This is a genomic window from Bacillus sp. SDLI1, assembly GCF_001553895.1.
GTDB classification, from domain to species: domain Bacteria; phylum Bacillota; class Bacilli; order Bacillales; family Bacillaceae; genus Bacillus; species Bacillus siamensis.
On record NZ_CP013950.1, the window covers coordinates 3,729,511 to 3,751,292 of the forward strand.

Consider the following 21,782-nt stretch of genomic DNA (forward strand, 5'->3'; position numbering starts at 1 on the left):
TTTTCAAGATGATAAACCTTGATTATACTTTGTTTGTGCAGTTCTTTAAAAAGAACGATTGTTATATTTATTAACAGTTTTACAGGGGGTAAGGCATGTTCCGATTGTTGCGAATGGAGAAAAGCGGTAAGGGGAGATGGAGGATCATGCTGTTTTTGCGGCTTTCATTCATTTTCTGTCTGTCCGTGACGATATGTGCTCAGTTTACGGGTGACACGAGTTCCTCCTTTAATGATGTGAAAAGCTTCAGTCTTCCGGTTCAAACGTGCGGAGATTTTCGATATACCGATGACAATTGCCGTTATGACGAACGCTGGGATCAAAGTGATTTACATATAACAAATCAAACTGATACGTCGGGCGCCGTGTGTGCGCCGCTTCAACTCTATGCTGAGCTGGAGAATAGGGGAAAAGAGCGGACTGTTTCTGACTGGAAATGGGAACTTCATAAAATCGCCTCTCAGCAACAGCCTCTGCAAAACGGGAATGTTGTGGACAAAGGGCTTATTACTGATAAAAAAAGCAAAACGATTTATAAAATTGAGTCAAAGCGGACCCTGCAGCCAGGCATATACGCATTCAAGGTTTACAAGCCTGAAGGGTATCCTGCGGATGATGAAAAGTATGAGTGGTCAAAACCGATGAAGCTTGTCAAATGCCGGGAACAGGCGACCGTTTCCGATCTAAAGAAAACGGAGAAAGAGCCGGCTGAGCCGGTAAAAGAAAGCGGGGAAGAACATGAAAAGAACGCTGAAACTGATCAGTAATATTTTGTATGCCGTCATTTTCAGTTTGATTATTGTGCTGACCTTAACGGTGATCTCGACCCGGGCTTCCGGCGGTGAGCCGGCCATCTTCGGCTATACGCTTAAATCCGTGCTGTCGGGTTCAATGGACCCGGAATTTAAGACGGGTTCGCTCATAGCGGTAAAGAAAATTACTGACGTGAATGATTTAAAAAAAGGCGATGTCATCACTTTTACACAAAATGACGGATCAGCCGTAACACACAGAATTATCGGGATCACAAAAAAGGGCGGGCACCTGATGTTTGAGACAAAAGGAGACCATAATGCCGCTCCGGATGCCGCTCCTGTTCAAGCTGAAAACGTGGTGGCTCAGTATACGGGATATCAGCTTCCGTATGCGGGATATGTCATACATTTGGCAAGCCAGCCGATCGGAACGGCGATTCTGCTAATCGTTCCCGGCGTCATGCTTTTGATTTACTCAATAACTGTTATTGTCAGCGCTCTCCGCGATATCGAGCGGAAGACGAAAGCGCTGGAAGAACATGCGAAAAACGGGACGATGTCCACATGAATACGGTTGCAACCTGGCGACAGGATTTGATAACAAAAAAGAAAAAGTAGGGGGAATACAAACATGGGTATGAAAAAGAAATTAAGCTTGGGCGTTGCCTCAGCCGCACTCGGTTTAGCATTAGTGGGAGGAGGCACATGGGCCGCATTTAATGATGTGAAGTCGACGGACGCCACATTTGCGTCAGGAACGCTTGATTTATCGGCTAAAGAACAATCAGCCAATGTCAATTTGTCAAACTTAAAACCAGGTGATAAATTGACGAAAGATTTTGAATTCAGGAATAATGGCTCACTTGCCATTAAAGAAGTGCTGATGGCTTTGAATTTTACTGACTTCAAAGGAGCGAAAAAAGGAAACGAATCTGCGGAAGATTTCCTCAGCCAGTTTGAAATTACGGTTCTGACAGTCGGCAAAGAAGGCGGCAACGGCTATCCTAAAAATATCATTTTGAAGGCAGCCAGCCTGAAAGACTTATACTTAATGTCAACAAAACAGGATAAAGCAGCCGCCGAAGCGATCAGCAAACACATTGATCCGAAATTCCTGAGCGAGAGCGGAAAAGTCAATGTAGCAACCATTAATGGCAAGACGGCGCCTGAGTATGACGGAGTTCCGAAAACGCCTGTTGATTATGATCAGGTGCGGATGGAAATCCAATTTAAAAATGATACTGCAAAAGGTGCGGACGGACTGAGTGTCCAAAACAAATTCCAGGGCAATGCGATTTCTCTTCAATTCTCTTTTGAAGCGACGCAATGGAACGGCTTGACCATTACAAAAGATCATACGGATAAAGACGGTTACGTGAAGGAAAACGAAAAGGCTCACAGTGAGGATAAAAACTAATCCGAACGGCGGGCAGATAAAAGAGGAGTTGTGCACATATGGCGGCACTACTCCTCTTTTTGCGATTTTCTCCATTTTTGATAATCTAAAAATTCACGAAATTGTTTTTTTGATACCCCGGATGTCATCGCATCACGAACTAATTTCTCCCATTCACTATCTAATTGACCATCGTATTCGGTTTCATGTTTTTCATCAAGTAAAGTATGAACCGAGACGTCCAGAACAGCGGAGACTTTTTCTAGAAATTGAATGGAGGGGTTCGTCTGTAAATTTCGTTCTATTGAGCTTAAATAAGACTTCGCTACCCCAGCTTTTTCAGCTAGTTCTGATAGTGAGTAGCCTTTTTCTTTTCGGTATTGTTTAATACGCTGGCCAATCAATGTCATCACCTTCCTTGTGATATTATAGCACATTCAGAAAGGATTTACGGTATGACTTCTGGCGGCCTGGATATGTTGAGAAGACTTTTTATGCGAATGCAGGTATTTGCGTATTTCTTCCAGGCTGATATTTGCTTTTTGAGCTTCTAATATCAGCTCAACCCATTCCTTATCTAATTGCGAAAATTCCATTTTTGCATTTTTCATGCATTTTCTCCTCCTAAAATACTTGTTTATGTATTTCAGCCAATCCGCCCATGACCTTATCTTTACATGTCTGGAAGTGATTCATCGCATGCGAAACGCCAGAAATTTTTTCTGTATACTTTTATTATAATATAGAATTTCTAGAAAAAACGGGAAAGGTGTCGAATGGATAACGCTTATCCAGAAAAATTACTTTGCAGGAAAAATAAACCGCCATTTTCGATCTGAATGTGGATTTTCGGCTGATATAAGGCTTTCAGCGCTTGTTTTTCCAAGTGGTATTCCTCAGGTTTTTCCTCTGTCTGCTCATAAAACTGATCGAGCAGCCTGAGATCCTTCTTCCATCTGGCGATCGCGCTGTCGGCCCAGTCTGACGGTTCTTTTGCGGCGGCGTTTTTTAAGTAATGCTCCATCCTTTTAATCCCGCTTTCCGGCTTAATCATCGGCGATATGGTAAAGCAATAGTCTGATATTTGTGATGTCATCGGCAGCGGTGCAAGCTTCTGCTGAAATCCTTCAACGATTGTTCCAGAAACAAGATGCAGGCCTAAAGACAAAAGTCTGTCTTTTTTCATGTCGGATTGGTATGAAATCACTACATTTAATCCAAGCCAGGGCTGAAGCGGCACTCTGGCTCCGGCTGATACAATTTTCTCATATATTCTTGTAAATCTCCCATTTTGTTTAACTGCTTGAAAGATTTGAAAGAGGCGCGGGGCTCCAAAGTAAATAAACTCGCCGTCCATATCCTCCGGAGCCGTTTCTTTATCAGTGATGAACGTGATCTTCATCGGGTTTGGTTCGCCGCCCGTTTTTTCACGCCAATGCCAATAAAACGGGCGGTTCATAATTTGTTTGTCCATCTCGACCGTCAACTGAACCGTCATAAAACCCGGCCCGTGTTCAGTAATCGGGCAGTGGTTCGCTTCAAAAAAGCGCAGTAAAAATTGGTGAACCTCCTGCTGTCTCATGTCGCGCTTCCTCCTTTTAAATTAAGAGCCTTTTTTTCTGGCGGGTTTTTCCGTACCGTACGATAAGAAAGAGGTAAGGTTGTCCATTTTGATCCGCATTTCTTCCTCTGTCAGCGAGTGGCATAAAATATCATGTAAATGATCTTCAAAATTGCTCACTTTGATTTTTGTTAAAATGTCATCTAGTTCTCCGACGACATTTTCAAATAAATGAATTTTGTCATACAAGAGTTTTAAGATATGCTCTTCCACCGTATGTTTTGTCGCCATATTGTAGATGTGGACATCTCTTTCCTGACCGAGTCTGTGAATCCTACCGATTCTTTGTTCAAGCCGCATCGGGTTCCACGGAAGGTCATAGTTGATAATATGGTTGCAAAATTGCAGGTTGATTCCTTCCCCTCCGGCTTCTGTAGCGATCAGGACCTGCACTTTGCCGCGGAAGAGATCCTTCATCCAGTCTTTTTTCCCGCGCTTAAATCCGCCTCTGAACGGAACGGAGCTTATGCCGTTCTGCTGGAGGAACCATTGCAGGTAAATCTGTGTCGCCCGATACTCAGTAAAAATAATGACCTTGTCATTAATCTTTTTAATCAAGTCAACAACTTGAATCGCTTTTGAGTTTTGCGTGACTTGATTGATGCGGTCCATTAAATTGGCAATCGTCTGTTCATCGAAAGCGGGCGCTTGTTTGTCTTTTTGATCAAGCATTTTTTTAAGCGTCATATACACGGCTTCCCTGCTTGAACAGCACTCCCGTTGCAGCGTCATAATGGAAAATGCGCTTGCGGGCTTTTCCGTGCCGTTTTTCAGTGCGTTAATGTCATCGTAGAGCGCCTGTTCCGTCGGTGAAAAGGTGATCGGCACTGTTTCCACGTGGCGCTTCGTCCATGTAAGCCCCGTGTCGCTCCGTGTGTTGCGGATCATCACTTTATTGACGAGCTCTTTTAAATGCTCATGAGCGTCAATCCCGTCCTTTTGATTGAACGTTTCTTGAAATCCGCTTTCATTTCCTAAGTGGCCGGGTTTTAACAGTGACACTAAATTGAAAATTTCTTCGATCCGGTTTTGAATCGGGGTCGCCGTCAGAAGCAGGCAATATTTCTTCACAAGACTTCTCGCAAATTCATAATTTTTCGTTTTGCTGTTTTTGAGCTTATGCGCTTCGTCAATAATGACGAGATCATACGGAATCGAAAGCACAATGTCCTTGTGTGGCGAGCGTTTTGCCGTATCAATAGAAGAAACGACGATATCGCACTGTTCCCACACATAGCTTTTCTTCTGTTCAACAGCGGGTATTAAAAACTTCTCCTGAAGCTCTTTCACCCACTGGGAAACGAGTGATGCCGGCACAAGAATCAGGATTTTTTTGGCCAGCCCGCGAATCATGTATTCTTTTAAAATCAGTCCCGCTTCGACCGTTTTTCCGAGCCCCACTTCATCAGCCAAAATCGCTTTGCCATTCATTTTTTCAACGACTTTCTGCGCGACTTCAAGCTGATGGGGAAGCGGAGTGAAATCGGGCAGGTATAAAGGAGCCCTCAACCCTTCGAATTCAGGAATGGCAAGGGTCTGCTGGACTTCAGCCGACAGTTTGTACATCTCCCAATTTGACCAGGGACCGTCGGTTTTCAGCCGCTCAGAAAACTCTCCCGGCCAGTTTGCATCAAATATGATCTCTGCTGTCATATGTAACAAAACCGCCTTTCTTTTAAAAAACTGATTTATCATCATTTTTGTTGCCGGACGTATGTGAGGGTGGTAGGATATAAGTAATCATTTCACCTAAGATATTGCTTTAGTATGTCCATAACAATTGGTAAATATGAGCGAATGACAGCAAGGGGAGAGACTCGGACGAAAAATGTGCATCCGGGCGCCGAAGGAGCAAACTGCGGAGTGAATCTCTCAGGCAAAAGAACTCTTGCTCGACGCAACTCTGGAGAGTGTCTGCGGTTTGAAGCAGCAGACCACCAAAGGGGACGTCTTTATGATGTTTTCATAAAGTAAACTTTCAGGTGCCGGGACAGAGAAACCTTCATTTTCATGAGGTGTTTCTCTGTCCTTTTTTATATGTCTTTACAATGCGCCAATGACTGAAGGGGGAAGATGATGCTGAAACGAACACCGCTTTATGACGTTTATAAAGAATACGGCGGAAAAACGATTGATTTTGGAGGATGGGAGCTGCCGGTTCAATTTTCTTCTATTAAAGAGGAGCATGAAGCCGTCCGCACAAAGGGGGGTCTGTTTGATGTATCCCATATGGGAGAAGTCGAAGTCTCCGGTAAAGACGCCCTGTCTTTTCTGCAAAAAATGATGACAAATGACGTTGCCGATTTAAATCCGGGAAGCGCGCTCTATACCGCCATGTGTTATCCTGACGGCGGTACGGTCGATGATTTGCTGATCTATCAGAAAAGCGAGAGCTGCTATCTGCTTGTGATTAACGCGTCCAATATTGAAAAAGATATCGCTTGGCTGACAGAACACGCGGAAGGGGATGTCACGCTGACGAATCAGTCTGACGGGATTTCACTGCTAGCCGTTCAGGGGCCGAATGCTCAGGCAGTTCTTGCGAAGCTGACTGAATGTGATGTGTCTTCCTTAAAACCGTTTACGTTTATTGATGGAGCTGACGTTGCCGGCCGCCAAGTTCTGCTTTCAAGAACAGGCTATACCGGTGAAGACGGGTTTGAGTTATATTGCCGCAATGAAGACGCGGTGCATCTGTTTAAGGAGATTCTTACAGCGGGAGAGAATGAAGGAATCGTTCCGTGCGGTCTCGGTGCGCGTGATACGCTGAGATTTGAAGCGAAGCTCGCTTTATACGGTCAGGAATTGACGAAAGACATTACGCCGATTGAAGCCGGAATCGGATTTGCCGTAAAACACAAGAAAGATTCCGATTTTTTCGGGAAGTCTGTATTGAGTGAACAGAAAGAAAAAGGAGCACCGCGTAAGCTGGTCGGGCTTGAGATGATTGAAAAGGGAATTCCGAGACACGGTTACGCCGTGAAAAAAGACGGTGCTCTGATCGGGGAAGTCACGACAGGCACACAATCTCCGACTTTAAAGAAAAATATCGGCCTTGCCTTAATCAAAACGGAATTCAGTGAAATCGGAACGGAAGTCGAAGTGGAAATCCGCAAAAAAACGGTAAAAGCAAAGATTGTCCGCACACCGTTTTATAAACGCCCAAAACAGAGCTGAAAAAGGAGAGTCATATGAAGCATCGATATTTGCCCGCGACAGAACAGGATAAAAAAGAAATGCTGAAAGCCATCGGCGCAGATTCAATTGATGAACTGTTTGCCGATATTCCGGAAGATGTGAGGTTTCAAAAAGACTACCAAATTAAAAAAGCAAAATCAGAAACAGAGCTGACGAGAGAGCTGACAAAGCTTGCGGCGAAAAATAAGGACGCTGTTACATATGCATCTTTTCTGGGGGCAGGAGTGTACGATCACTATCAGCCGGTTATCGTCGATCATGTGATTTCCCGGTCAGAGTTCTACACGGCGTATACGCCTTACCAGCCTGAAATTTCACAAGGAGAGCTGCAGGCGATTTTTGAATTTCAAACGATGATTTGCGAATTAACAGGTATGGATATTGCAAACTCCTCCATGTACGACGGGGGAACGGCGCTGGCAGAAGCGGCGATGCTTGCGTCAGGACATACGAAAAAGAAAAAAATCGTCATTTCCGCCGCCGTGCATCCGGAATCACGGGATGTTCTGAAAACATACGCAAAAGGCCAATATATTGAAGTTGTAGAGGTGCCTGCAAAAAACGGCGTCACAGACCTTGACGCATTAGAACATGCCGTCTGTGATGAAACGGCCGCCGTAATCGTCCAGTATCCGAACTTCTTCGGACAAATTGAGCCGTTAAAGGACATTGAGCCGCTCGCACATAAAGGGAACAGCCAGCTGATTGTTTCTTCTAACCCGCTTGCCCTCGGTATTTTGACTCCGCCCGGAGCATACGGAGCTGATATCGTCGTCGGGGACGCGCAGCCTTTCGGCATACCTGCGGCGTTCGGCGGCCCGCACTGCGGCTATTTTGCAGTAACGAAAAAACTGATGAGAAAGGTGCCGGGCCGGCTTGTCGGCCAAACGGAGGATGAAAACGGGCGGAGAGGTTTTGTTCTCACCCTTCAGGCACGCGAGCAGCATATCAGAAGAGACAAAGCCACCTCTAACATCTGCTCAAACCAGGCGCTGAATGCGTTAGCAGCTTCAGTCGCGATGACGGCGCTCGGAAAAAACGGCGTCAAAGACATGGCACGCCAAAATATACTGAAAGCCGATTATGCGAGACGCCAAGCGGAAAAAGCCGGCTTGCACGTAGCATTCGACGGCCCGATGTTTAATGAATTTGCCGTCAGGCTGAACCTCCCCGTCAAAGAAGCAAACCGGCAGCTCCTGCAAGACGGCATCATCGGCGGATATGACTTAGGCCTTGCGTATCCGGAATTGAATCAGCATATGCTCATTGCCGTCACAGAGCTGAGAACAAAAGAAGAGATCGATTCGCTTATTGCGGGATTGGGGGATCAACATGAATAATCAAGATCAGGCGCTTATTTTTGAAATGTCCCGCGAAGGGCGTATCGGTTACAGCCTTCCGGAGCTTGATGTGCCGGAAACAGAGCTTGAAAGCCTTCTTCCCGGTGACTGCATCCGCGATGAAGACGCAAAGCTGCCTGAAGTATCAGAGCTTGATATTATGCGGCATTATACCGCTCTTTCCAGAAGAAACCACGGAGTTGATTCAGGTTTTTATCCGCTCGGCTCCTGTACGATGAAATACAATCCGAAATTAAATGAAAAAGTTGCCCGGTTCCCAGGCTTTTCCGCCATTCATCCGCTTCAGGACGAGGACACGGTTCAGGGGGCGCTTGAGCTTTTATACGATTTAAGCGGACATTTGGAGGAAATTACGGGCATGGACGAAGTGACGCTGCAGCCTGCCGCGGGGGCTCACGGCGAATGGACCGGCCTGATGATGATCCGCGCCTATCATGAAGCGCGCAGGGACTTCGGACGGACGAAGGTCATTGTCCCTGATTCAGCCCACGGCACGAATCCGGCATCCGCTACGGTCGCCGGTTTTGAAACGATTACCGTCAAGTCGAATGAACACGGACTGGTTGACATTGAAGATCTGAAAAGAGCGGTCAATGAAGAAACAGCAGCGCTGATGCTGACGAATCCGAACACCCTCGGATTATTCGAGGAAAACATTACGGAAATGGCTGAAATCGTCCATCAGGCCGGCGGAAAACTTTACTATGACGGAGCGAATTTAAATGCCGTTTTAAGTAAAGCAAGACCGGGAGATATGGGATTTGACGTCGTTCACCTTAATCTGCATAAAACATTTACCGGGCCGCACGGCGGGGGAGGACCGGGTTCGGGGCCGGTCGGAGTAAAAAAAGAATTCATTCCGTATCTGCCGAAACCCGTTCTCACGAAAAAAGAGGGCCGTTTGACTTTTGACGATGACCGCCCGCAATCGATCGGGCGCGTAAAGCCTTATTACGGCAACTTCGGCATTAATGTCAGAGCCTACACGTATATCCGTTCCATGGGGCCTGACGGCTTAAAAGCTGTGACCGAAAACGCGGTTTTAAATGCAAATTATATGATGAGAAAACTCGCGCCTTATTATGATCTCCCGTATGACCGTCATTGCAAGCATGAATTTGTGTTATCGGGAAGAAGGCAGAAAAAGCTCGGCGTAAGAACGCTTGATATTGCCAAACGGCTTTTAGATTTCGGCTATCATCCGCCGACTGTGTATTTCCCGCTGAATGTTGAAGAAAGCATCATGATCGAACCGACGGAAACGGAATCCAAGGAAACGCTTGATGCGTTTATAGATGCGATGATTCAAATTGCGCGGGAGGCGGAGGAATCGCCTGAAATCGTTCAGGAGGCGCCGCATACCACGGTTGTCAAAAGAATGGATGAAACCAAGGCCGCAAGAAAGCCGGTTTTAAAATACGAACATACATCTGACGGGGTGTAAAAAAAAGAGCTTCCGTATAAACGGAAAGCTCTTTTTCATTATTGGTTCTTTGCTTTAATTTTTCCGCCCCATTTTTTAAAGCCGCCTTTCAGGTTGTAAATATCCTTGCAGCCGTGTTTGCGGAGCGTCTGTGCCGCGCGTCCGCTGCGGACATTGTTTTGGCAGTACAGATAAACGGGTTTATCAGGACGGATTTCGCTTTTGCGCTGTTTCAGCTGTGACAGCGGAATGTTGCGCGCGCCGAGAATATGGCCGCCTTCAAATTCATTCGGTTCACGGACGTCAATCAGCTGCGCTTTTCTGTAGCCCGCGCGGAATTCCTCTTCCGTAAGTGTTTTCATTAAACGCTGTTGGTAAAAATACGACACGATCATATAAACGATAAACGCCGCAACAATAATTAAAGCAATCATATTAGACAATGCGATTCTACTCCTTTAGCTTATAAAATCAAAACCCTGCTTCTGAAAACAAGGCTTACCGGACGTTTTGGGACAAATACTATTATAGTAAAGCATGGAGCGATTGTCATCCTTAATGAAACGAAATATTTTTCATTTTCACGGCAGTTTGATAAACTGATTTTATTAAAACGATAAAGAAGGGTTCAGTTTATGGAAAAAGAAACATGGCGGTTTATTGACTCAGGGAACGAAAGCCCGGCATTTAACATGGCGCTGGATGAAGCGCTTTTATATTGGCACAGCCAAAAGAAAATTCCCCCGGTGATCCGTTTTTACGGGTGGAATCCGGCAACATTGTCTGTCGGATATTTTCAAAATATTAAGAAGGAAATTAACTTTGACGCAGTACATAAACACGGCCTCGGGTTTGTCAGAAGACCGACAGGCGGACGGGGTGTTCTGCATGATAAAGAATTGACATACAGCGTCATCGTTTCAGAGGATCACCCGGAAATGCCGGCCACGGTGACAGAGGCGTACCGGGTCATTTCAGAAGGCATCCTGCAGGGATTCAGAAACCTTGGGCTGGATGCCTACTTTGCGATTCCGCGCACGGAGAAAGAAAAAGAAAGCCTGAAAAATCCGCGCTCGTCCGTTTGCTTTGATGCGCCTTCGTGGTATGAGCTGGTCGTCGAAGGACGGAAAGTTGCGGGAAGCGCCCAGACACGCCAAAAAGGCGTTATTCTTCAGCACGGCTCCATCCTGCTTGACATTGATGAGGACAAGCTGTTTGATCTGTTTTTATATCCGAGCGACAGAGTCCGTGAGCGCATGCAGCGGAATTTCAAAAACAAAGCGGTAGCCATCAACGCCTTAGCCCAAAAACCGGTAACGATGGATGAGGCCAGAACCGCTTTTAAAGCCGGTTTTGAGGAAGGCCTCAACATTCATCTTGAACCTTACACGCTCACTCCTGAAGAGCTTGCGTTTGTCAATGAGCTGGCTGAGACGAAATACGCGTCTGACGAATGGAATTATAAGCGCTGATTAAGGCTTGACAGACCGGAAGCATCCTTGTTTTTTCATAACCGTTAGTGTAAACTTGTAATGGTTTATTAAGTTAAGGTGCTTTTTGGGAGGGGTACGATGACAACACCAAGTATGGAAGATTATATTGAACAGATTTATATGCTGATAGAAGAAAAAGGATATGCGCGGGTTTCTGATATCGCGGAAGCTTTGGCAGTCCATCCCTCCTCTGTAACGAAAATGGTTCAAAAACTAGATAAAGACGAGTATTTGATTTATGAAAAATATCGCGGGCTCGTATTGACGTCAAAAGGCAAAAAGATCGGCAAACGGCTCGTATACAGACACGAATTGCTTGAGCAGTTTTTACGAATCATTGGTGTTGATGAAGAGAAGATTTACAATGATGTAGAAGGAATCGAACATCATCTGAGCTGGAACAGCATTGACCGCATCGGCGATCTCGTCCAGTATTTTGAAGATGACGACAGCCGGAAAAAAGAATTGAAATCCGTACAGAAAAAAACCGAAAATCCCGGTGAATAAAAGGGCGGCCCAAATAGGCGCCCTTTTTTTAATGTCTTCATTCTTTGGTCTATTTCCCCAAGCCGTTTCTTAAAATAATAATACACCTTGGATGGAAGGGAGAGGGCGCGGTATGCAGATTGACGGCGTATTTTCGGGCGGGGGAATAAAAGGGGTCGCGCTTGCCGGCGCTTATGAAGCGCTGGAAGAAAAGGGCTTTCGCTTTGAAAGGCTCGCCGGAACAAGCGCCGGCGCGATTATTGCCGCATTGATCGCTGCGGGCTACACGAGCAGAGAGGTTCATGCGATCATCGATGATGTGGACGGAAGGCAATTGCTTGATCAGAGATACTCATTCCTCCCGCTGAAAATCCTGCAGTGGGTGTCGATATATTGGCGCCTCGGATTGTACAGAGGCGATGTGCTGGAAAAGTGGATTGCGGATAAATTAAAAGCGAAGGGCATCATCGCATTCGGCGATATGAAAAAAGGATCGCTCCGTCTGATCGCTTCAGATCTGACGAACGGAACGATGATCGTGCTTCCCGACGACCTTCCCCGCTACGGATTAAATCCGGAGGTGTTCCCGGTTGCCAGAGCTGTCAGAATGAGCTGCAGCATCCCTTATTTTTTTGAACCGATTAAACTGAAGACCGAAAAAGGCATTTCAACGGTTGTTGACGGCGGCGTGTTAAGCAATTTTCCGATTTGGCTGTTTTCAAAAGAGCGCAAACGGCCGGTCATCGGAATTTCGCTTTCTCCTAATGAAAAAGAGCGTCCGAAGAAATCAATCCGGAACGCTTTTGAGCTGTTCGGCGCTTTGTTTGAAACGATGAAAGACGCTCATGATGCCAGACATATCGCGACAAAGTACGAACAGAATATTATTTTTATTCCCGTGGAACATGTGATGGCGACGGAGTTTCACCTCACACCGCAAAAAAAACTAGCTCTCATTGAGCTAGGAAAAAGCAAAACAGAGCAATTTTTGAAGCAATGGAGCTATTAAAAAAGCGCTCTGTTTTTCTTTTTATTCTTTTTACCTTCTATGACGGTAAGCTGGGTCTGGCTTTTTTTCTTCAGAATCATCGGCTTCGGTCTGCTGCTGCTCGGCACGCTCCGCAAATGGCTGACCCGCCCCCTGTGGCCGGCGCGGTGCTTCGCTTTGTGCTCCTTCATTCGGAGCCGCGATTGTTTGGCCGCTTTTCTGAAAGCGGTTCCGTCACGTCCGGTGCGGCGGTTCAGGACCGATCTCACGATAAAATAAATAATGATGCCTGCGATAATGACGGTGATCGCTCTTGAGATCATCTGCGCGGGGGTTGTGACCGCCGCATAAACGAAACCGAATGCGCCAAGCGCTATTAATACAGCAAAAAAAGGTTGTACACGATGATTCATAACTGCCCACCTCCGAAAATAATAACAGGTAACGGTTCAGATTGCGTTGTGAGACGGCTTTTCGCTCTGTTCTGAAATGTCTTCCAGTCTGAGAAGCTCGTTAAAGCTTTCTATGGCAACCTCGACCTGGTCATCTTCCGGTTCCTTTGTCGTTAAAAGCTGCAGCCACAGGCCGGGATAACCGAGCACCTTCAAAACGGGGATATTCCGAACCCTGTTCGTCAGCTGGAGCACTTCAAAGGAGATGCCGAGGACGGCCGGTATAAGCGCAATCCTGTCTAAAATCCGCACCCAAAGCGGATCTGTCGGAACGAGTAAATAGACAAACATGCCGACAATGATCGTAAATAAGATAAAGCTTGAACCGCATCGGTAATGAAGCCGCGACTGTTTCTGAACATTTTCTATCGTAATTGGTAAATTCTGTTCATAACAGTTTATGACCTTATGTTCGGCTCCATGATATTGAAACACTCTTTTAATTAACGGCGTCATTGATAAAAAATAAATGAAGCCGAGAAGCAGGATTAGCTTAAACAGGCTTTCGATGCCGATCTGCGCGGCGTCTGAGGAAAAAACGGGCCTTACAAGCTCAGCTAAAAAGACCGGGACGAGCGTAAAAACGAATTTGCTGAACAAAAACGATAGAACGCCGATCACCGCCAGGCTGAAAAACATTGATAATCCCGAACCCTTCTTATCTTCCTGTTCCAGCTTGGCGTCCTCTTGGGGGTCAAGCCCGTAACGCTCGCTGGAGAAGTTTAAATGCTTTGTGCCGTTGGCGCTTGCCTCGATAATTGCGACGATTCCCCGCAAAAAAGGAATCTTTTTTAAAACCGAAAGCTTGGGGTTCGGCACTCTCGGAAGCTTGAAAAAATCAATGCTTCCGTCATTCCTGCGGATGGCGGTAACATAATTTTTTCTGCCGCCGAACATAACCCCTTCAACGACAGCCTGACCGCCGTATGCGGGCGGCGTTTTGTGTTTGGACATTGTTTATCAACCTGCCTGTTTTCTTAGGATTTACTAACCATTTCCTTTCACTCTATTGTACAGGAAACAGCGGTAAACCTCTAGTTTGACAGCCGGAAAATCAATGCTTTTTCTACAAGCAGTATACCCGGTTTCCTAAAATTTACTCATTAAATGAAAATAAGGCGGAACTTTTTATGACTTTTCAATTTTGGGGCACTCTATGACTGGAGGTGCCATGATGACCAGCGAAAAACATTCAGAACAGGAAGAAAAAAAGAAGCAGGATGATGATCAGCAGCCTGTTTCATTTACCGGCAGAATTTGCGGTATCGGATTTGCCGGCGGTGTATTTTGGAGTTTGATCGGCTATCTCGGATATATCTTTCATTTTTCAGAGATCAGTCCTAACATGATTCTTCAGCCGTTTATGATCGGAGAATGGAAAAAACAATGGCTCGGCACGATGGTCAGCATCGTTGTCATCGGATTCATTTCGATTGCCGGGGCATTTATATATTTCGTCTGTCTGAAGCGTTTTAAAACGATGTGGCCGGGGATGGTATACGGCGTCATTTTATGGTGTGCGGTTTTTTTCTTATTCAATCCGATTTTCGAAGACGTGAAATCTGTCACTGAATTGAAATCAGATACAATCGTGACGACGATTTGCCTTTACATTCTGTATGGTTTGTTTGTCGGCTACTCAATTTCTTTCAACTACAATGAGCTAACATCAGACAAGCTTGCCAGGGCGCTCGGCAACAAGTGAATAAGTGTATAATCCCTGTCCGGTATGGTAAAATGTTCACGAGAAGTGAACATTTTTTATGCTGAAAACCGGATGGGGATGCTCCCGCGGTGTCAGGCGGCAGTCAAGAATCGGCGAGGAGGAGAAAGGGAATGAAACTTGAGAAATTGCGAAATCTGTTCGGTCAGCTGGATATAGACGGAATGTTGGTGACAAGCTCCGCCAATCTGCAGTATATGACGGGATTTACGGGTTCGTCAGGCCTTGCGGTCATATCGAAAGAACGCGCGGCATTTATCACGGATTTCCGTTACACCGAGCAGGCGAAGGCGCAAGTAAAGGGCTTTGATATTATCGAGCACGGCGGAAGCTTAATCCAAACGGCTGCGGATACGATTCTTGAGTACGGCATTAAAAAACTCGGCTTTGAGCAAAACAGCATGACGTACGGAACATATGCATCCTGCCAAGCGGTGCTGCAGGAAGCGGAGATGGTTCCCGTCGCGGATTCCGTTGAAAAGTTGCGCTTGATTAAGTCAAGTGAAGAGATTAAGATATTAGAGGAAGCTGCGAAGATTGCGGATGATGCGTTTGAACATATTCTGACGTTTATCAAACCGGGCATCTCAGAGATTTCAGTTGCAAATGAGCTTGAATTTTATATGAGACGTCAGGGAGCAGACGGTTCTTCCTTTGATATGATCGTCGCCTCGGGAGTGAGATCCAGCCTTCCGCACGGAGTGGCAAGCGGCAAATTGATTGAAAAGGGAGACTTGGTCACGCTCGATTTCGGCGCGTATTATAAAGGCTATTGTTCTGATATCACACGCACCATCGCGGTCGGAGAGCCAAGTGATAAACTGAAAGAAATTTATCAGGTCGTATACGATGCCCAGGCGCTTGGCGTTTTGCATATTAAACCCGGCATGACGGGAAAAGAAGCGGATGCCCTGACGAGGGATCACATCACCGCAAAAGGCTACGGACAGTATTTCGGCCATTCAACAGGACACGGATTCGGAATGGAGGTCCATGAATCACCGGGGCTGTCTTTCAGGTCATCGGCCGTTCTTGAGCCGGGCATGGCTGTAACGGTTGAGCCGGGCATATACATACCGGAAGTTGGGGGCGCAAGAATCGAAGATGATATCATCATCACAGAGGACGGCAACCGGACAATTACGCATTCCCCTAAAGAATTAATTATTTTGTGATTGGAATATAGGAGGACATCAAACATGATTTCAGTTAACGATTTTCGTACAGGATTAACGATTGAAGTAGACGGCGGCATTTGGCGCGTCGTTGACTTCCAGCACGTAAAGCCGGGAAAAGGCGCGGCATTTGTCCGATCTAAACTTCGCAATCTGCGCACGGGCGCTATTCAGGAGAAAACATTCCGTGCAGGTGAAAAAGTGGCGAAAGCGCAAATCGAAACAAAAACGATGCAGTATCTTTATGCCAACGGCGATCAGCACGTGTTCATGGATACAAGCTCATATGAACAGCTTGAATTGAACGAAAACCAAATCGAAGAAGAATTAAAATATCTTTTGGAAAATATGTCTGTGCACATCATGATGTATCAGGCTGAAACGCTCGGTATTGAACTGCCGAACACAGTTGAGCTGAAAGTTGTTGAAACAGAGCCGGGAATTAAAGGCGACACGGCGTCAGGCGGCACAAAACCTGCCAAAACGGAAACAGGCCTTGTCGTAAACGTGCCGTTCTTCGTGAACGAAGGCGATACGCTTGTTGTAAATACATCAGACGGCTCTTACGTGTCAAGAGCGTAGTCAAAGACATACGAAGTCTGCTCCTTTTTAAGGGGCAGGCTTTTTTTGCGTTCCGAAACAGAATCTTTCTTCTATATGAAAATAGTGAGACTACTTCCGTCAGCTAGAGCATATAGTGTAACAAAATGCTTGAAGTTGGGGGATTGCAATGAAATTTTTGTTTGGTTCAATCAATTCTACTGTTTTAACGATGGCCGGTTTACGAGTTTTGTCCTCTCTCATTGAATTATCGGCGGCCATTATCATGCTTGTTACAAACGACATCAGAAAAGCGGTTGTGGTGAATAGTATTTTAGCAATCGTCGGTCCGCTGATCTTTATCATCACGATGACGATCGGCATTTATCAGATTGCCGGACAGCTTTCATATGCAAAATTGATTTTGATTTTCGCGGGGGTTGTGCTGATTTTAGCAGGTGTCCATAAATAGAGGCCCGGGTGTCATAAAGTCTGTCCCGGATCATACATTTTAAAGAAGCCAATCGGTAAAAAAGGAGGAGACTCTATTGAATGAAATTACAGAGGTTCTCCCTGAATTATTGAGAGATGCCATCTCCGCCATGTCTGAAGAAACGCGCCGGGATACAGAGGAAATCAGAATCCGCGTCGGCAGGCCGGTTGAACTGATCCGAAAAGGACAACCTTTGTTTTTGTCATATATCTGTACAGCCGGCGACGCACAGCTGATTCTCAGCCGGCTCAGCAATTACAGTATGTACACGCTGGAAGAAGAGCTGAAAAAAGGATATATCACAATCAGAGGAGGCCACCGTGTGGGGCTCGCCGGAAGAGTCATCGTTGAAAACGGAGCCGTCAAAGGACTCCGGGATATTACTTCCTTTAATATTCGAATCGCCCGGGAGAAGCTTGGCATTGCAGAACCGCTCATCCCTTTCTTATGGAAAGAAAACTGGCTGAATACGCTGATCATCGGCCCTCCGCAAACGGGGAAAACGACTTTGCTTCGTGATTTGGCCCGGCTTTCAAGCACCGGATCGAAACGCATTCCGGCGAAAAAGACCGCTATTGTAGATGAACGCTCAGAAATTGCCGGCTGCCTGCGGGGCATTCCCCAGCACAGTTTCGGCCGCAGAGTGGATGTCCTTGACGCCTGTCCGAAGGCGGAAGGGCTAATGATGATGATCCGCTCTATGAGTCCAGATGTCATGATCGCGGATGAGATCGGGAGAATGGAAGACTCAAAAGCGCTGATGGAGGCGCTTCATGCCGGCGTAACCGTTATCGTATCCGCGCACGGATGGAATATGAAAGACTTGGTCAAAAGGCCGTCGCTTAAAATGCTTTGGGAGGAAAAAGTGTTTGACCGATATGTTGAGCTGTCAAGACGCCGCGGTCCGGGAACGATCAGCAGGATGTATGGAAAGGACGGGGAACCGGTTCCGCATGCTGAAAGCGTGATGACATGCTGAAGCTTTTGGGTGCCGTGTTCATTCTGACGGCGACGACATGGACGGGATTTGAGATCGCCAAAATCTATATTGAAAGGCCGAGACAGATCCGTCAGCTGCGCGCGGCGCTGCAATCGCTTGAAGCGGAAATTATGTTCGGGCATACGCCGCTGCACATAGCTTCGGGACAAATCGCCGCACAGCTTTCCAAGCCTGTATCGTCATTGTTCCAAGCTTTCAGCAGGAGGCTTGAGCAGGGAAGCGATTCCGCCAAAACAGCCTGGGAACAGAGCTTGAAACATAACTGGCCCTCCATGGCGATGAAAAAAAGCGAATACGATGTGCTGAAGCAATTCGGAGAGACGCTCGGGCTCCATGACCGCGTTTCTCAGCAGAAACATATCAAGCTTGCGCTTACACATTTGGAAGCGGCGGAAGCGGATGCCGGACGGGCGCAGGCGAAAAATGAAAAAATGGTGAAAAGTTTAGGGTTTTTAGCCGGACTGTTACTCATTCTTCTATTGATGTAAACATGAGGGGAGCAAACATAAAATGGGAGTCGACGTAAATGTCATTTTTCAAATCGCCGGAGTCGGTATCGTGGTTGCGTTTCTGCATACCATACTGGACCAAATGGGGAAAAAAGAATACGCCCAATGGGTGACGCTGCTTGGCTTTATCTATATTTTATTTATGGTGGCGACGATTGTCGATGACCTGTTCAAAAAGATCAAAGCTGTGTTTCTATTCCAAGGATAGGGGGGCTTATAGATTGAGATTGTTCAAATTGTAGGTTTAGGCCTGATCGCCACGTTTCTCTCCCTGATCGTAAAAGAACAGAAACCGACTTTCGCGTTTATGATTGTCGTCTTCAGCGGCTGCGTGATCTTTCTTTATCTCGTCGACCAGATTTACGACATTATCAGAATGATAGAAAAAATAGCCGTCAATGCAAATGTCAATATGGTCTATGTGGAAACGATTTTAAAAATTATCGGCATCGCCTACATCGCTGAATTCGGAGCGCAGCTGACAAAAGATGCGGGCCAGGGAGCGATTGCTTCGAAAATAGAGCTGGCCGGGAAGATTTTGATCCTCGTGATGGCCGTGCCGATACTGACCGTTATTATTGAAACGATTCTCGGACTTATTCCTTCTTAATCATAAAGGGAAAGGGGGCGCAAAAAATGAAGCGCTTTCGGTGGGCGGGGGCTTTTTTGTTCATCCTCCTCTTAATTTTTCAGACTGAATGTGTACAAGCTGCCGGAACAGACGGTGCGGCGCAGGAAACCGCAGTTCACCAAGAAACGGCTGATGAAGTGGCGAAAAAGCAGGCCGAAGCGCTGAAAACAGAAGGCATCGGAAAATTTTGGGACGACATTATGACAGAATACGGCGGCCTTCTGCCGGAAAGCCAAAAGGGAAGCATCATTGACTTTATTAACGGAGAAAAAACGTTCTCGCCTGAGGCGTGGCTGAAGGCCTTATTTTCCTATCTGTTTCATGAAGTGCTCGCTAACGGAAAACTTCTGGGAACTTTGATCCTTCTCACCATTTTTTGCGTCATTCTGCAGCTGCTGCAAAATGCGTTCCAGCAGAGCACCGTCAGCAAAGTGGCTTATGCGATTGTTTATATGGTACTGATTATTCTCGCTTTAAACAGCTTTCATGTTGCCGTCAATTATGCCAGTGAAGCGATTCAGACGATGACAAGCTTCATTCTCGCGCTGATCCCGCTTTTGCTCGCGCTTTTGGCATCTTCCGGGGGGCCGTTTCCGCTGCCTTTTTTCACCCCGTTATTTTATTTCTGATGAATACGAGCGGCCTGCTCATTCAAAACATCGTCATGCCGCTTATCTTCCTGTCAGCGATTTTAAGCATCGTCAGCACGATGACAGATCAATATAAAGTCACACAGCTTGCCAATCTCCTCAGAAATATCGCGATCGGCGCGCTTGCCGTATTCCTCACCGTGTTTCTCGGCGTCATCTCCGTCCAGGGGGCTTCGGCTGCCGTGACAGACGGGATCACCCTCAGGACTGCAAAATTTATAACGGGCAATTTTATTCCCGTGCTCGGCCGAATGTTTACGGATGCGACCGATACGGTCATCAGCGCCTCACTCTTATTAAAAAACACTGTGGGAATCCTCGGTGTCGGAATTTTGATCTGCATCTCCGCATTTCCGGCGATCAAAGTGCTTTCTCTCGCTTTTATTTATAAGCTCGCGGCCGCCATTCTGCAGCCGCTCGGAGGCGGGCCCGTCATTACGTGTCTCGGCGTCATCAGCAGAAGCGTGCTCTATATTTTTGCGGCGCTCGCCATTGTCTCTCTCATGTTTTTCCTCAGCATCACAGTCATTATTACAGCAGGCAATCTCACCATGATGATGAAATAAAGGAGGCCCATTGGATATGAGCTTTTTAACAGAATGGCTGACAAGCATTATTTTGTTTATCTTATTTGCCATCGTCATCGACATGCTGCTGCCCAGCTCCAGTATGCAAAAATACGCAAAGATGGTTGTCAGCCTGCTGTTAATCATTGTCATGCTCAACCCGATATTCAAACTTTTCAAAACAGACCCGGAGATCATCTTCGATTATTTGACAAAACAAGAGCAATCTCAATCCGCTGACATAAAAAATCAAATCAAATCAGAAAAAAAAGAAATACAAGCATCAAACCGCGCATATGTTTTAGAAGAAATGGCTGTCCAACTAAAAAAGAAAGCGGAGGAGATGTTCAGTCATGACGAATACAAAATAGACGACATCCGCCTTACAGCGGAAGAACAGGTTCGTTCAGAAGAAGATGTAAAAACGATCAGCGTGTATATGGCCCCATCTTCTGAAAAAACCGTGCAAACCGTCGCACCGATCGACATCCGCACAGACCGCAAATACGAACCCGAAGGCGCAGCCGGCAAAAAGGAGGCCGCAGTCATCAAAGGAAAACTTGCGGATATATGGGAAATCGGCAGTGAGAAAATTACGGTTTATATGGAAGGCGGGGAGAAAAACGGCCATGAATAAAAACGGACTATGGACCATACTCAAAAAACAGCTGATGATCGGACAGGCGAAAGACGGAGAAAAACCAAAACTGACAAAATATCATTACTTTCTGTTCGTGTTTGTGCTCGGCGTATCTTTTATGCTGGTCAGCCAGATGTTCTCTTCACCGGAAAAAACCGGGAAGGGCGAAACGGCGCAGACCGTCATGTCCGGCCGTGCGGACGATAAGAGCGGGCAAAAAAGCGCACCCGTTTTTAAAGCATCAAAAGACAGCAGCGCCAAAAACACGATTGATGATTACGAGAGAGACTATGAAAACCAGCTGAAAGAGATCCTTGAAACGATTATCGGCGTGGAGGATGTATCAATAGTCGTAAACGTAGACGCCACATCTTTAAAAGTGTTTGAGAAAAATAAAACGAAAAAAGACACCACCACTGAAGAAACCGATAAAGAAGGCGGCAAAAGAAGCGTAACCGATCAAACCTCTGAAGAACAAATTGTCATGATTCGAAACGGGGATCAGGAAACCCCGGTCGTCGTCCAGACGAAAAAACCCGATATCCGCGGTGTACTCGTTGTCGCTCAAGGAGTGGACAACGTTCAAATAAAAAAAACCATCATTGATGCCGTCACAAGGGTGCTTGATGTTCCGAGCTACCGTGTAGCGGTTGCCCCTAAAAAAATCAAGGAGGATTCATAA

At 46.3% G+C, this 21,782-nt stretch carries 26 protein-coding genes, 1 pseudogene and 1 riboswitch; of the genes and pseudogenes, 20 read left to right on the forward strand and 7 right to left on the reverse strand.

Features of this window, described 5'->3' with window-relative positions; translation table 11 throughout:
• The first annotated feature begins 95 nt into the window (after positions 1–95).
• The 3 genes from tapA to tasA all read left to right on the forward strand — a co-directional run bounded on the left by tapA (position 96) and on the right by tasA (position 2,172).
• Positions 96–767 carry an amyloid fiber anchoring/assembly protein TapA gene (gene tapA, locus AUL54_RS18345; RefSeq protein ID WP_060964769.1) on the forward strand — a complete coding sequence of 224 codons (672 nt, stop codon included), beginning with the start codon at positions 96–98 and terminating at the stop codon, positions 765–767.
• A complete protein-coding gene (sipW, locus tag AUL54_RS18350) occupies positions 739–1,323 on the forward strand; it encodes a signal peptidase I SipW (protein ID WP_060964770.1) in 585 nt (194 codons plus the stop codon). Before tapA ends, sipW begins: the two co-directional genes overlap by 29 nt.
• 63 nt (positions 1,324–1,386) lie before the next feature.
• Positions 1,387–2,172 (forward strand): biofilm matrix protein TasA, encoded by a 786-nt coding sequence (tasA, locus tag AUL54_RS18355; RefSeq protein WP_016938976.1) that lies wholly within the window; start codon positions 1,387–1,389, stop codon positions 2,170–2,172.
• A 47-nt stretch (positions 2,173–2,219) separates the two neighbouring features.
• On the opposite strand, the gene sinR is transcribed toward tasA, so the two are convergent.
• From sinR to AUL54_RS18375, 4 genes are all read right to left on the reverse strand, one after another.
• Entirely contained in the window at positions 2,220–2,555 is a 336-nt protein-coding gene (sinR, locus tag AUL54_RS18360) for a transcriptional regulator SinR (RefSeq protein WP_003226345.1), read from the reverse strand.
• A 33-nt stretch (positions 2,556–2,588) separates the two neighbouring features.
• Positions 2,589–2,762 carry an anti-repressor SinI gene (gene sinI, locus AUL54_RS18365; RefSeq protein ID WP_016938977.1) on the reverse strand — a complete coding sequence of 58 codons (174 nt, stop codon included), beginning with the start codon at positions 2,760–2,762 and terminating at the stop codon, positions 2,589–2,591.
• Positions 2,763–2,938: 176 nt separating this feature from the next.
• Positions 2,939–3,733, reverse strand: coding sequence for a YqhG family protein (locus AUL54_RS18370; RefSeq protein WP_060964771.1), 795 nt, complete (start codon positions 3,731–3,733; stop codon positions 2,939–2,941).
• A gap of 21 nt (positions 3,734–3,754) precedes the next feature.
• Entirely contained in the window at positions 3,755–5,425 is a 1,671-nt protein-coding gene (locus AUL54_RS18375; protein WP_060964772.1) for a DEAD/DEAH box helicase, read from the reverse strand.
• A gap of 144 nt (positions 5,426–5,569) precedes the next feature.
• Positions 5,570–5,670: riboswitch (glycine riboswitch) on the forward strand.
• A gap of 178 nt (positions 5,671–5,848) precedes the next feature.
• Here AUL54_RS18375 and gcvT point away from each other — a divergent pair.
• Genes gcvT through gcvPB form a run of 3 tightly spaced genes read left to right on the forward strand, consistent with a single transcriptional unit; the run spans position 5,849 to position 9,775 of the window.
• Entirely contained in the window at positions 5,849–6,949 is a 1,101-nt protein-coding gene (gcvT, locus tag AUL54_RS18380) for a glycine cleavage system aminomethyltransferase GcvT (RefSeq protein ID WP_060964773.1), read from the forward strand.
• A 14-nt stretch (positions 6,950–6,963) separates the two neighbouring features.
• Positions 6,964–8,310 (forward strand): aminomethyl-transferring glycine dehydrogenase subunit GcvPA, encoded by a 1,347-nt coding sequence (gene gcvPA, locus AUL54_RS18385; protein ID WP_060964774.1) that lies wholly within the window; start codon positions 6,964–6,966, stop codon positions 8,308–8,310.
• Positions 8,303–9,775 (forward strand): aminomethyl-transferring glycine dehydrogenase subunit GcvPB, encoded by a 1,473-nt coding sequence (gene gcvPB, locus AUL54_RS18390; RefSeq protein ID WP_060964775.1) that lies wholly within the window; start codon positions 8,303–8,305, stop codon positions 9,773–9,775. The genes gcvPA and gcvPB overlap by 8 nt, the downstream gene beginning before the upstream one ends.
• 38 nt (positions 9,776–9,813) lie before the next feature.
• On the opposite strand, the gene AUL54_RS18395 is transcribed toward gcvPB, so the two are convergent.
• Entirely contained in the window at positions 9,814–10,197 is a 384-nt protein-coding gene (locus tag AUL54_RS18395) for a rhodanese-like domain-containing protein (protein ID WP_013352854.1), read from the reverse strand.
• Between the two features lie 192 nt (positions 10,198–10,389).
• Between AUL54_RS18395 and AUL54_RS18400 the strand changes: the two genes are divergently transcribed.
• The 3 genes from AUL54_RS18400 to AUL54_RS18410 all read left to right on the forward strand — a co-directional run bounded on the left by AUL54_RS18400 (position 10,390) and on the right by AUL54_RS18410 (position 12,742).
• Entirely contained in the window at positions 10,390–11,226 is an 837-nt protein-coding gene (locus AUL54_RS18400) for a lipoate--protein ligase family protein (RefSeq protein ID WP_016938983.1), read from the forward strand.
• A 99-nt stretch (positions 11,227–11,325) separates the two neighbouring features.
• Complete coding sequence (gene mntR / locus AUL54_RS18405; protein WP_013352852.1) at positions 11,326–11,754, forward strand: transcriptional regulator MntR; 429 nt, start codon at positions 11,326–11,328, stop codon at positions 11,752–11,754.
• A 112-nt stretch (positions 11,755–11,866) separates the two neighbouring features.
• On the forward strand, positions 11,867–12,742 hold the full coding sequence (locus tag AUL54_RS18410) for a patatin-like phospholipase family protein (protein WP_060964776.1): 876 nt from the start codon (positions 11,867–11,869) through the stop codon (positions 12,740–12,742).
• Here the strand turns inward: AUL54_RS18410 and AUL54_RS18415 are convergent.
• Together AUL54_RS18415 and AUL54_RS18420 are read right to left on the reverse strand one after the other, a co-directional pair.
• Positions 12,739–13,134 carry an SA1362 family protein gene (locus AUL54_RS18415; protein WP_060964777.1) on the reverse strand — a complete coding sequence of 132 codons (396 nt, stop codon included), beginning with the start codon at positions 13,132–13,134 and terminating at the stop codon, positions 12,739–12,741. The genes AUL54_RS18410 and AUL54_RS18415 overlap by 4 nt on opposite strands.
• 36 nt (positions 13,135–13,170) lie before the next feature.
• Positions 13,171–14,127 (reverse strand): DUF1385 domain-containing protein, encoded by a 957-nt coding sequence (locus AUL54_RS18420; RefSeq protein WP_060964778.1) that lies wholly within the window; start codon positions 14,125–14,127, stop codon positions 13,171–13,173.
• A 220-nt stretch (positions 14,128–14,347) separates the two neighbouring features.
• Between AUL54_RS18420 and AUL54_RS18425 the strand changes: the two genes are divergently transcribed.
• The 11 genes and pseudogenes from AUL54_RS18425 to spoIIIAG all read left to right on the forward strand — a co-directional run bounded on the left by AUL54_RS18425 (position 14,348) and on the right by spoIIIAG (position 21,782).
• Complete coding sequence (locus AUL54_RS18425) at positions 14,348–14,878, forward strand: YqhR family membrane protein (RefSeq protein ID WP_060964779.1); 531 nt, start codon at positions 14,348–14,350, stop codon at positions 14,876–14,878.
• Between the two features lie 131 nt (positions 14,879–15,009).
• The gene (locus tag AUL54_RS18430; RefSeq protein ID WP_060964780.1) at positions 15,010–16,071 is read left to right on the forward strand and encodes a M24 family metallopeptidase; all 1,062 of its coding nucleotides are present in this window, start codon (positions 15,010–15,012) and stop codon (positions 16,069–16,071) included.
• A gap of 24 nt (positions 16,072–16,095) precedes the next feature.
• Positions 16,096–16,653, forward strand: a complete 558-nt coding sequence (gene efp / locus AUL54_RS18435; RefSeq protein ID WP_060964781.1) for an elongation factor P — start codon at positions 16,096–16,098, stop codon at positions 16,651–16,653.
• A 148-nt stretch (positions 16,654–16,801) separates the two neighbouring features.
• Entirely contained in the window at positions 16,802–17,083 is a 282-nt protein-coding gene (locus tag AUL54_RS18440; RefSeq protein ID WP_016938990.1) for a YqhV family protein, read from the forward strand.
• A 76-nt stretch (positions 17,084–17,159) separates the two neighbouring features.
• Positions 17,160–18,083, forward strand: a complete 924-nt coding sequence (gene spoIIIAA, locus AUL54_RS18445) for a stage III sporulation protein AA (RefSeq protein WP_060964782.1) — start codon at positions 17,160–17,162, stop codon at positions 18,081–18,083.
• Positions 18,077–18,592, forward strand: coding sequence for a stage III sporulation protein SpoIIIAB (gene spoIIIAB / locus AUL54_RS18450; protein WP_016938992.1), 516 nt, complete (start codon positions 18,077–18,079; stop codon positions 18,590–18,592). Before spoIIIAA ends, spoIIIAB begins: the two co-directional genes overlap by 7 nt.
• A gap of 22 nt (positions 18,593–18,614) precedes the next feature.
• Complete coding sequence (gene spoIIIAC, locus AUL54_RS18455) at positions 18,615–18,821, forward strand: stage III sporulation protein AC (protein ID WP_003153142.1); 207 nt, start codon at positions 18,615–18,617, stop codon at positions 18,819–18,821.
• 12 nt (positions 18,822–18,833) lie between these two features.
• Entirely contained in the window at positions 18,834–19,223 is a 390-nt protein-coding gene (spoIIIAD, locus tag AUL54_RS18460) for a stage III sporulation protein AD (protein ID WP_076982559.1), read from the forward strand.
• A 221-nt stretch (positions 19,224–19,444) separates the two neighbouring features.
• A pseudogene (spoIIIAE, locus tag AUL54_RS18465) lies at positions 19,445–20,460 on the forward strand (stage III sporulation protein AE).
• Positions 20,461–20,476: 16 nt separating this feature from the next.
• Positions 20,477–21,097 (forward strand): stage III sporulation protein AF, encoded by a 621-nt coding sequence (spoIIIAF, locus tag AUL54_RS18470; RefSeq protein ID WP_060964783.1) that lies wholly within the window; start codon positions 20,477–20,479, stop codon positions 21,095–21,097.
• The gene (spoIIIAG, locus tag AUL54_RS18475) at positions 21,090–21,782 is read left to right on the forward strand and encodes a stage III sporulation protein AG (RefSeq protein ID WP_060964784.1); all 693 of its coding nucleotides are present in this window, start codon (positions 21,090–21,092) and stop codon (positions 21,780–21,782) included. The genes spoIIIAF and spoIIIAG overlap by 8 nt, the downstream gene beginning before the upstream one ends.

Coding starts and splice junctions, on each gene's coding strand:
- tapA (WP_060964769.1), top strand. CDS start 96: ATGTTCCGATTGTTGCGAATGGAGAAAAGCGGTAAGGGGAGATGGAGG.
- sipW (WP_060964770.1), top strand. CDS start 739: ATGAAAAGAACGCTGAAACTGATCAGTAATATTTTGTATGCCGTCATT.
- tasA (WP_016938976.1), top strand. CDS start 1,387: ATGGGTATGAAAAAGAAATTAAGCTTGGGCGTTGCCTCAGCCGCACTC.
- sinI (WP_016938977.1), bottom strand. CDS start 2,762: ATGAAAAATGCAAAAATGGAATTTTCGCAATTAGATAAGGAATGGGTT.
- AUL54_RS18370 (WP_060964771.1), bottom strand. CDS start 3,733: ATGAGACAGCAGGAGGTTCACCAATTTTTACTGCGCTTTTTTGAAGCG.
- AUL54_RS18375 (WP_060964772.1), bottom strand. CDS start 5,425: ATGACAGCAGAGATCATATTTGATGCAAACTGGCCGGGAGAGTTTTCT.
- gcvT (WP_060964773.1), top strand. CDS start 5,849: ATGCTGAAACGAACACCGCTTTATGACGTTTATAAAGAATACGGCGGA.
- gcvPA (WP_060964774.1), top strand. CDS start 6,964: ATGAAGCATCGATATTTGCCCGCGACAGAACAGGATAAAAAAGAAATG.
- gcvPB (WP_060964775.1), top strand. CDS start 8,303: ATGAATAATCAAGATCAGGCGCTTATTTTTGAAATGTCCCGCGAAGGG.
- AUL54_RS18400 (WP_016938983.1), top strand. CDS start 10,390: ATGGAAAAAGAAACATGGCGGTTTATTGACTCAGGGAACGAAAGCCCG.
- mntR (WP_013352852.1), top strand. CDS start 11,326: ATGACAACACCAAGTATGGAAGATTATATTGAACAGATTTATATGCTG.
- AUL54_RS18410 (WP_060964776.1), top strand. CDS start 11,867: ATGCAGATTGACGGCGTATTTTCGGGCGGGGGAATAAAAGGGGTCGCG.
- AUL54_RS18415 (WP_060964777.1), bottom strand. CDS start 13,134: ATGAATCATCGTGTACAACCTTTTTTTGCTGTATTAATAGCGCTTGGC.
- AUL54_RS18420 (WP_060964778.1), bottom strand. CDS start 14,127: ATGTCCAAACACAAAACGCCGCCCGCATACGGCGGTCAGGCTGTCGTT.
- AUL54_RS18425 (WP_060964779.1), top strand. CDS start 14,348: ATGACCAGCGAAAAACATTCAGAACAGGAAGAAAAAAAGAAGCAGGAT.
- AUL54_RS18430 (WP_060964780.1), top strand. CDS start 15,010: ATGAAACTTGAGAAATTGCGAAATCTGTTCGGTCAGCTGGATATAGAC.
- efp (WP_060964781.1), top strand. CDS start 16,096: ATGATTTCAGTTAACGATTTTCGTACAGGATTAACGATTGAAGTAGAC.
- AUL54_RS18440 (WP_016938990.1), top strand. CDS start 16,802: ATGAAATTTTTGTTTGGTTCAATCAATTCTACTGTTTTAACGATGGCC.
- spoIIIAB (WP_016938992.1), top strand. CDS start 18,077: ATGCTGAAGCTTTTGGGTGCCGTGTTCATTCTGACGGCGACGACATGG.
- spoIIIAC (WP_003153142.1), top strand. CDS start 18,615: ATGGGAGTCGACGTAAATGTCATTTTTCAAATCGCCGGAGTCGGTATC.
- spoIIIAF (WP_060964783.1), top strand. CDS start 20,477: ATGAGCTTTTTAACAGAATGGCTGACAAGCATTATTTTGTTTATCTTA.
- spoIIIAG (WP_060964784.1), top strand. CDS start 21,090: ATGAATAAAAACGGACTATGGACCATACTCAAAAAACAGCTGATGATC.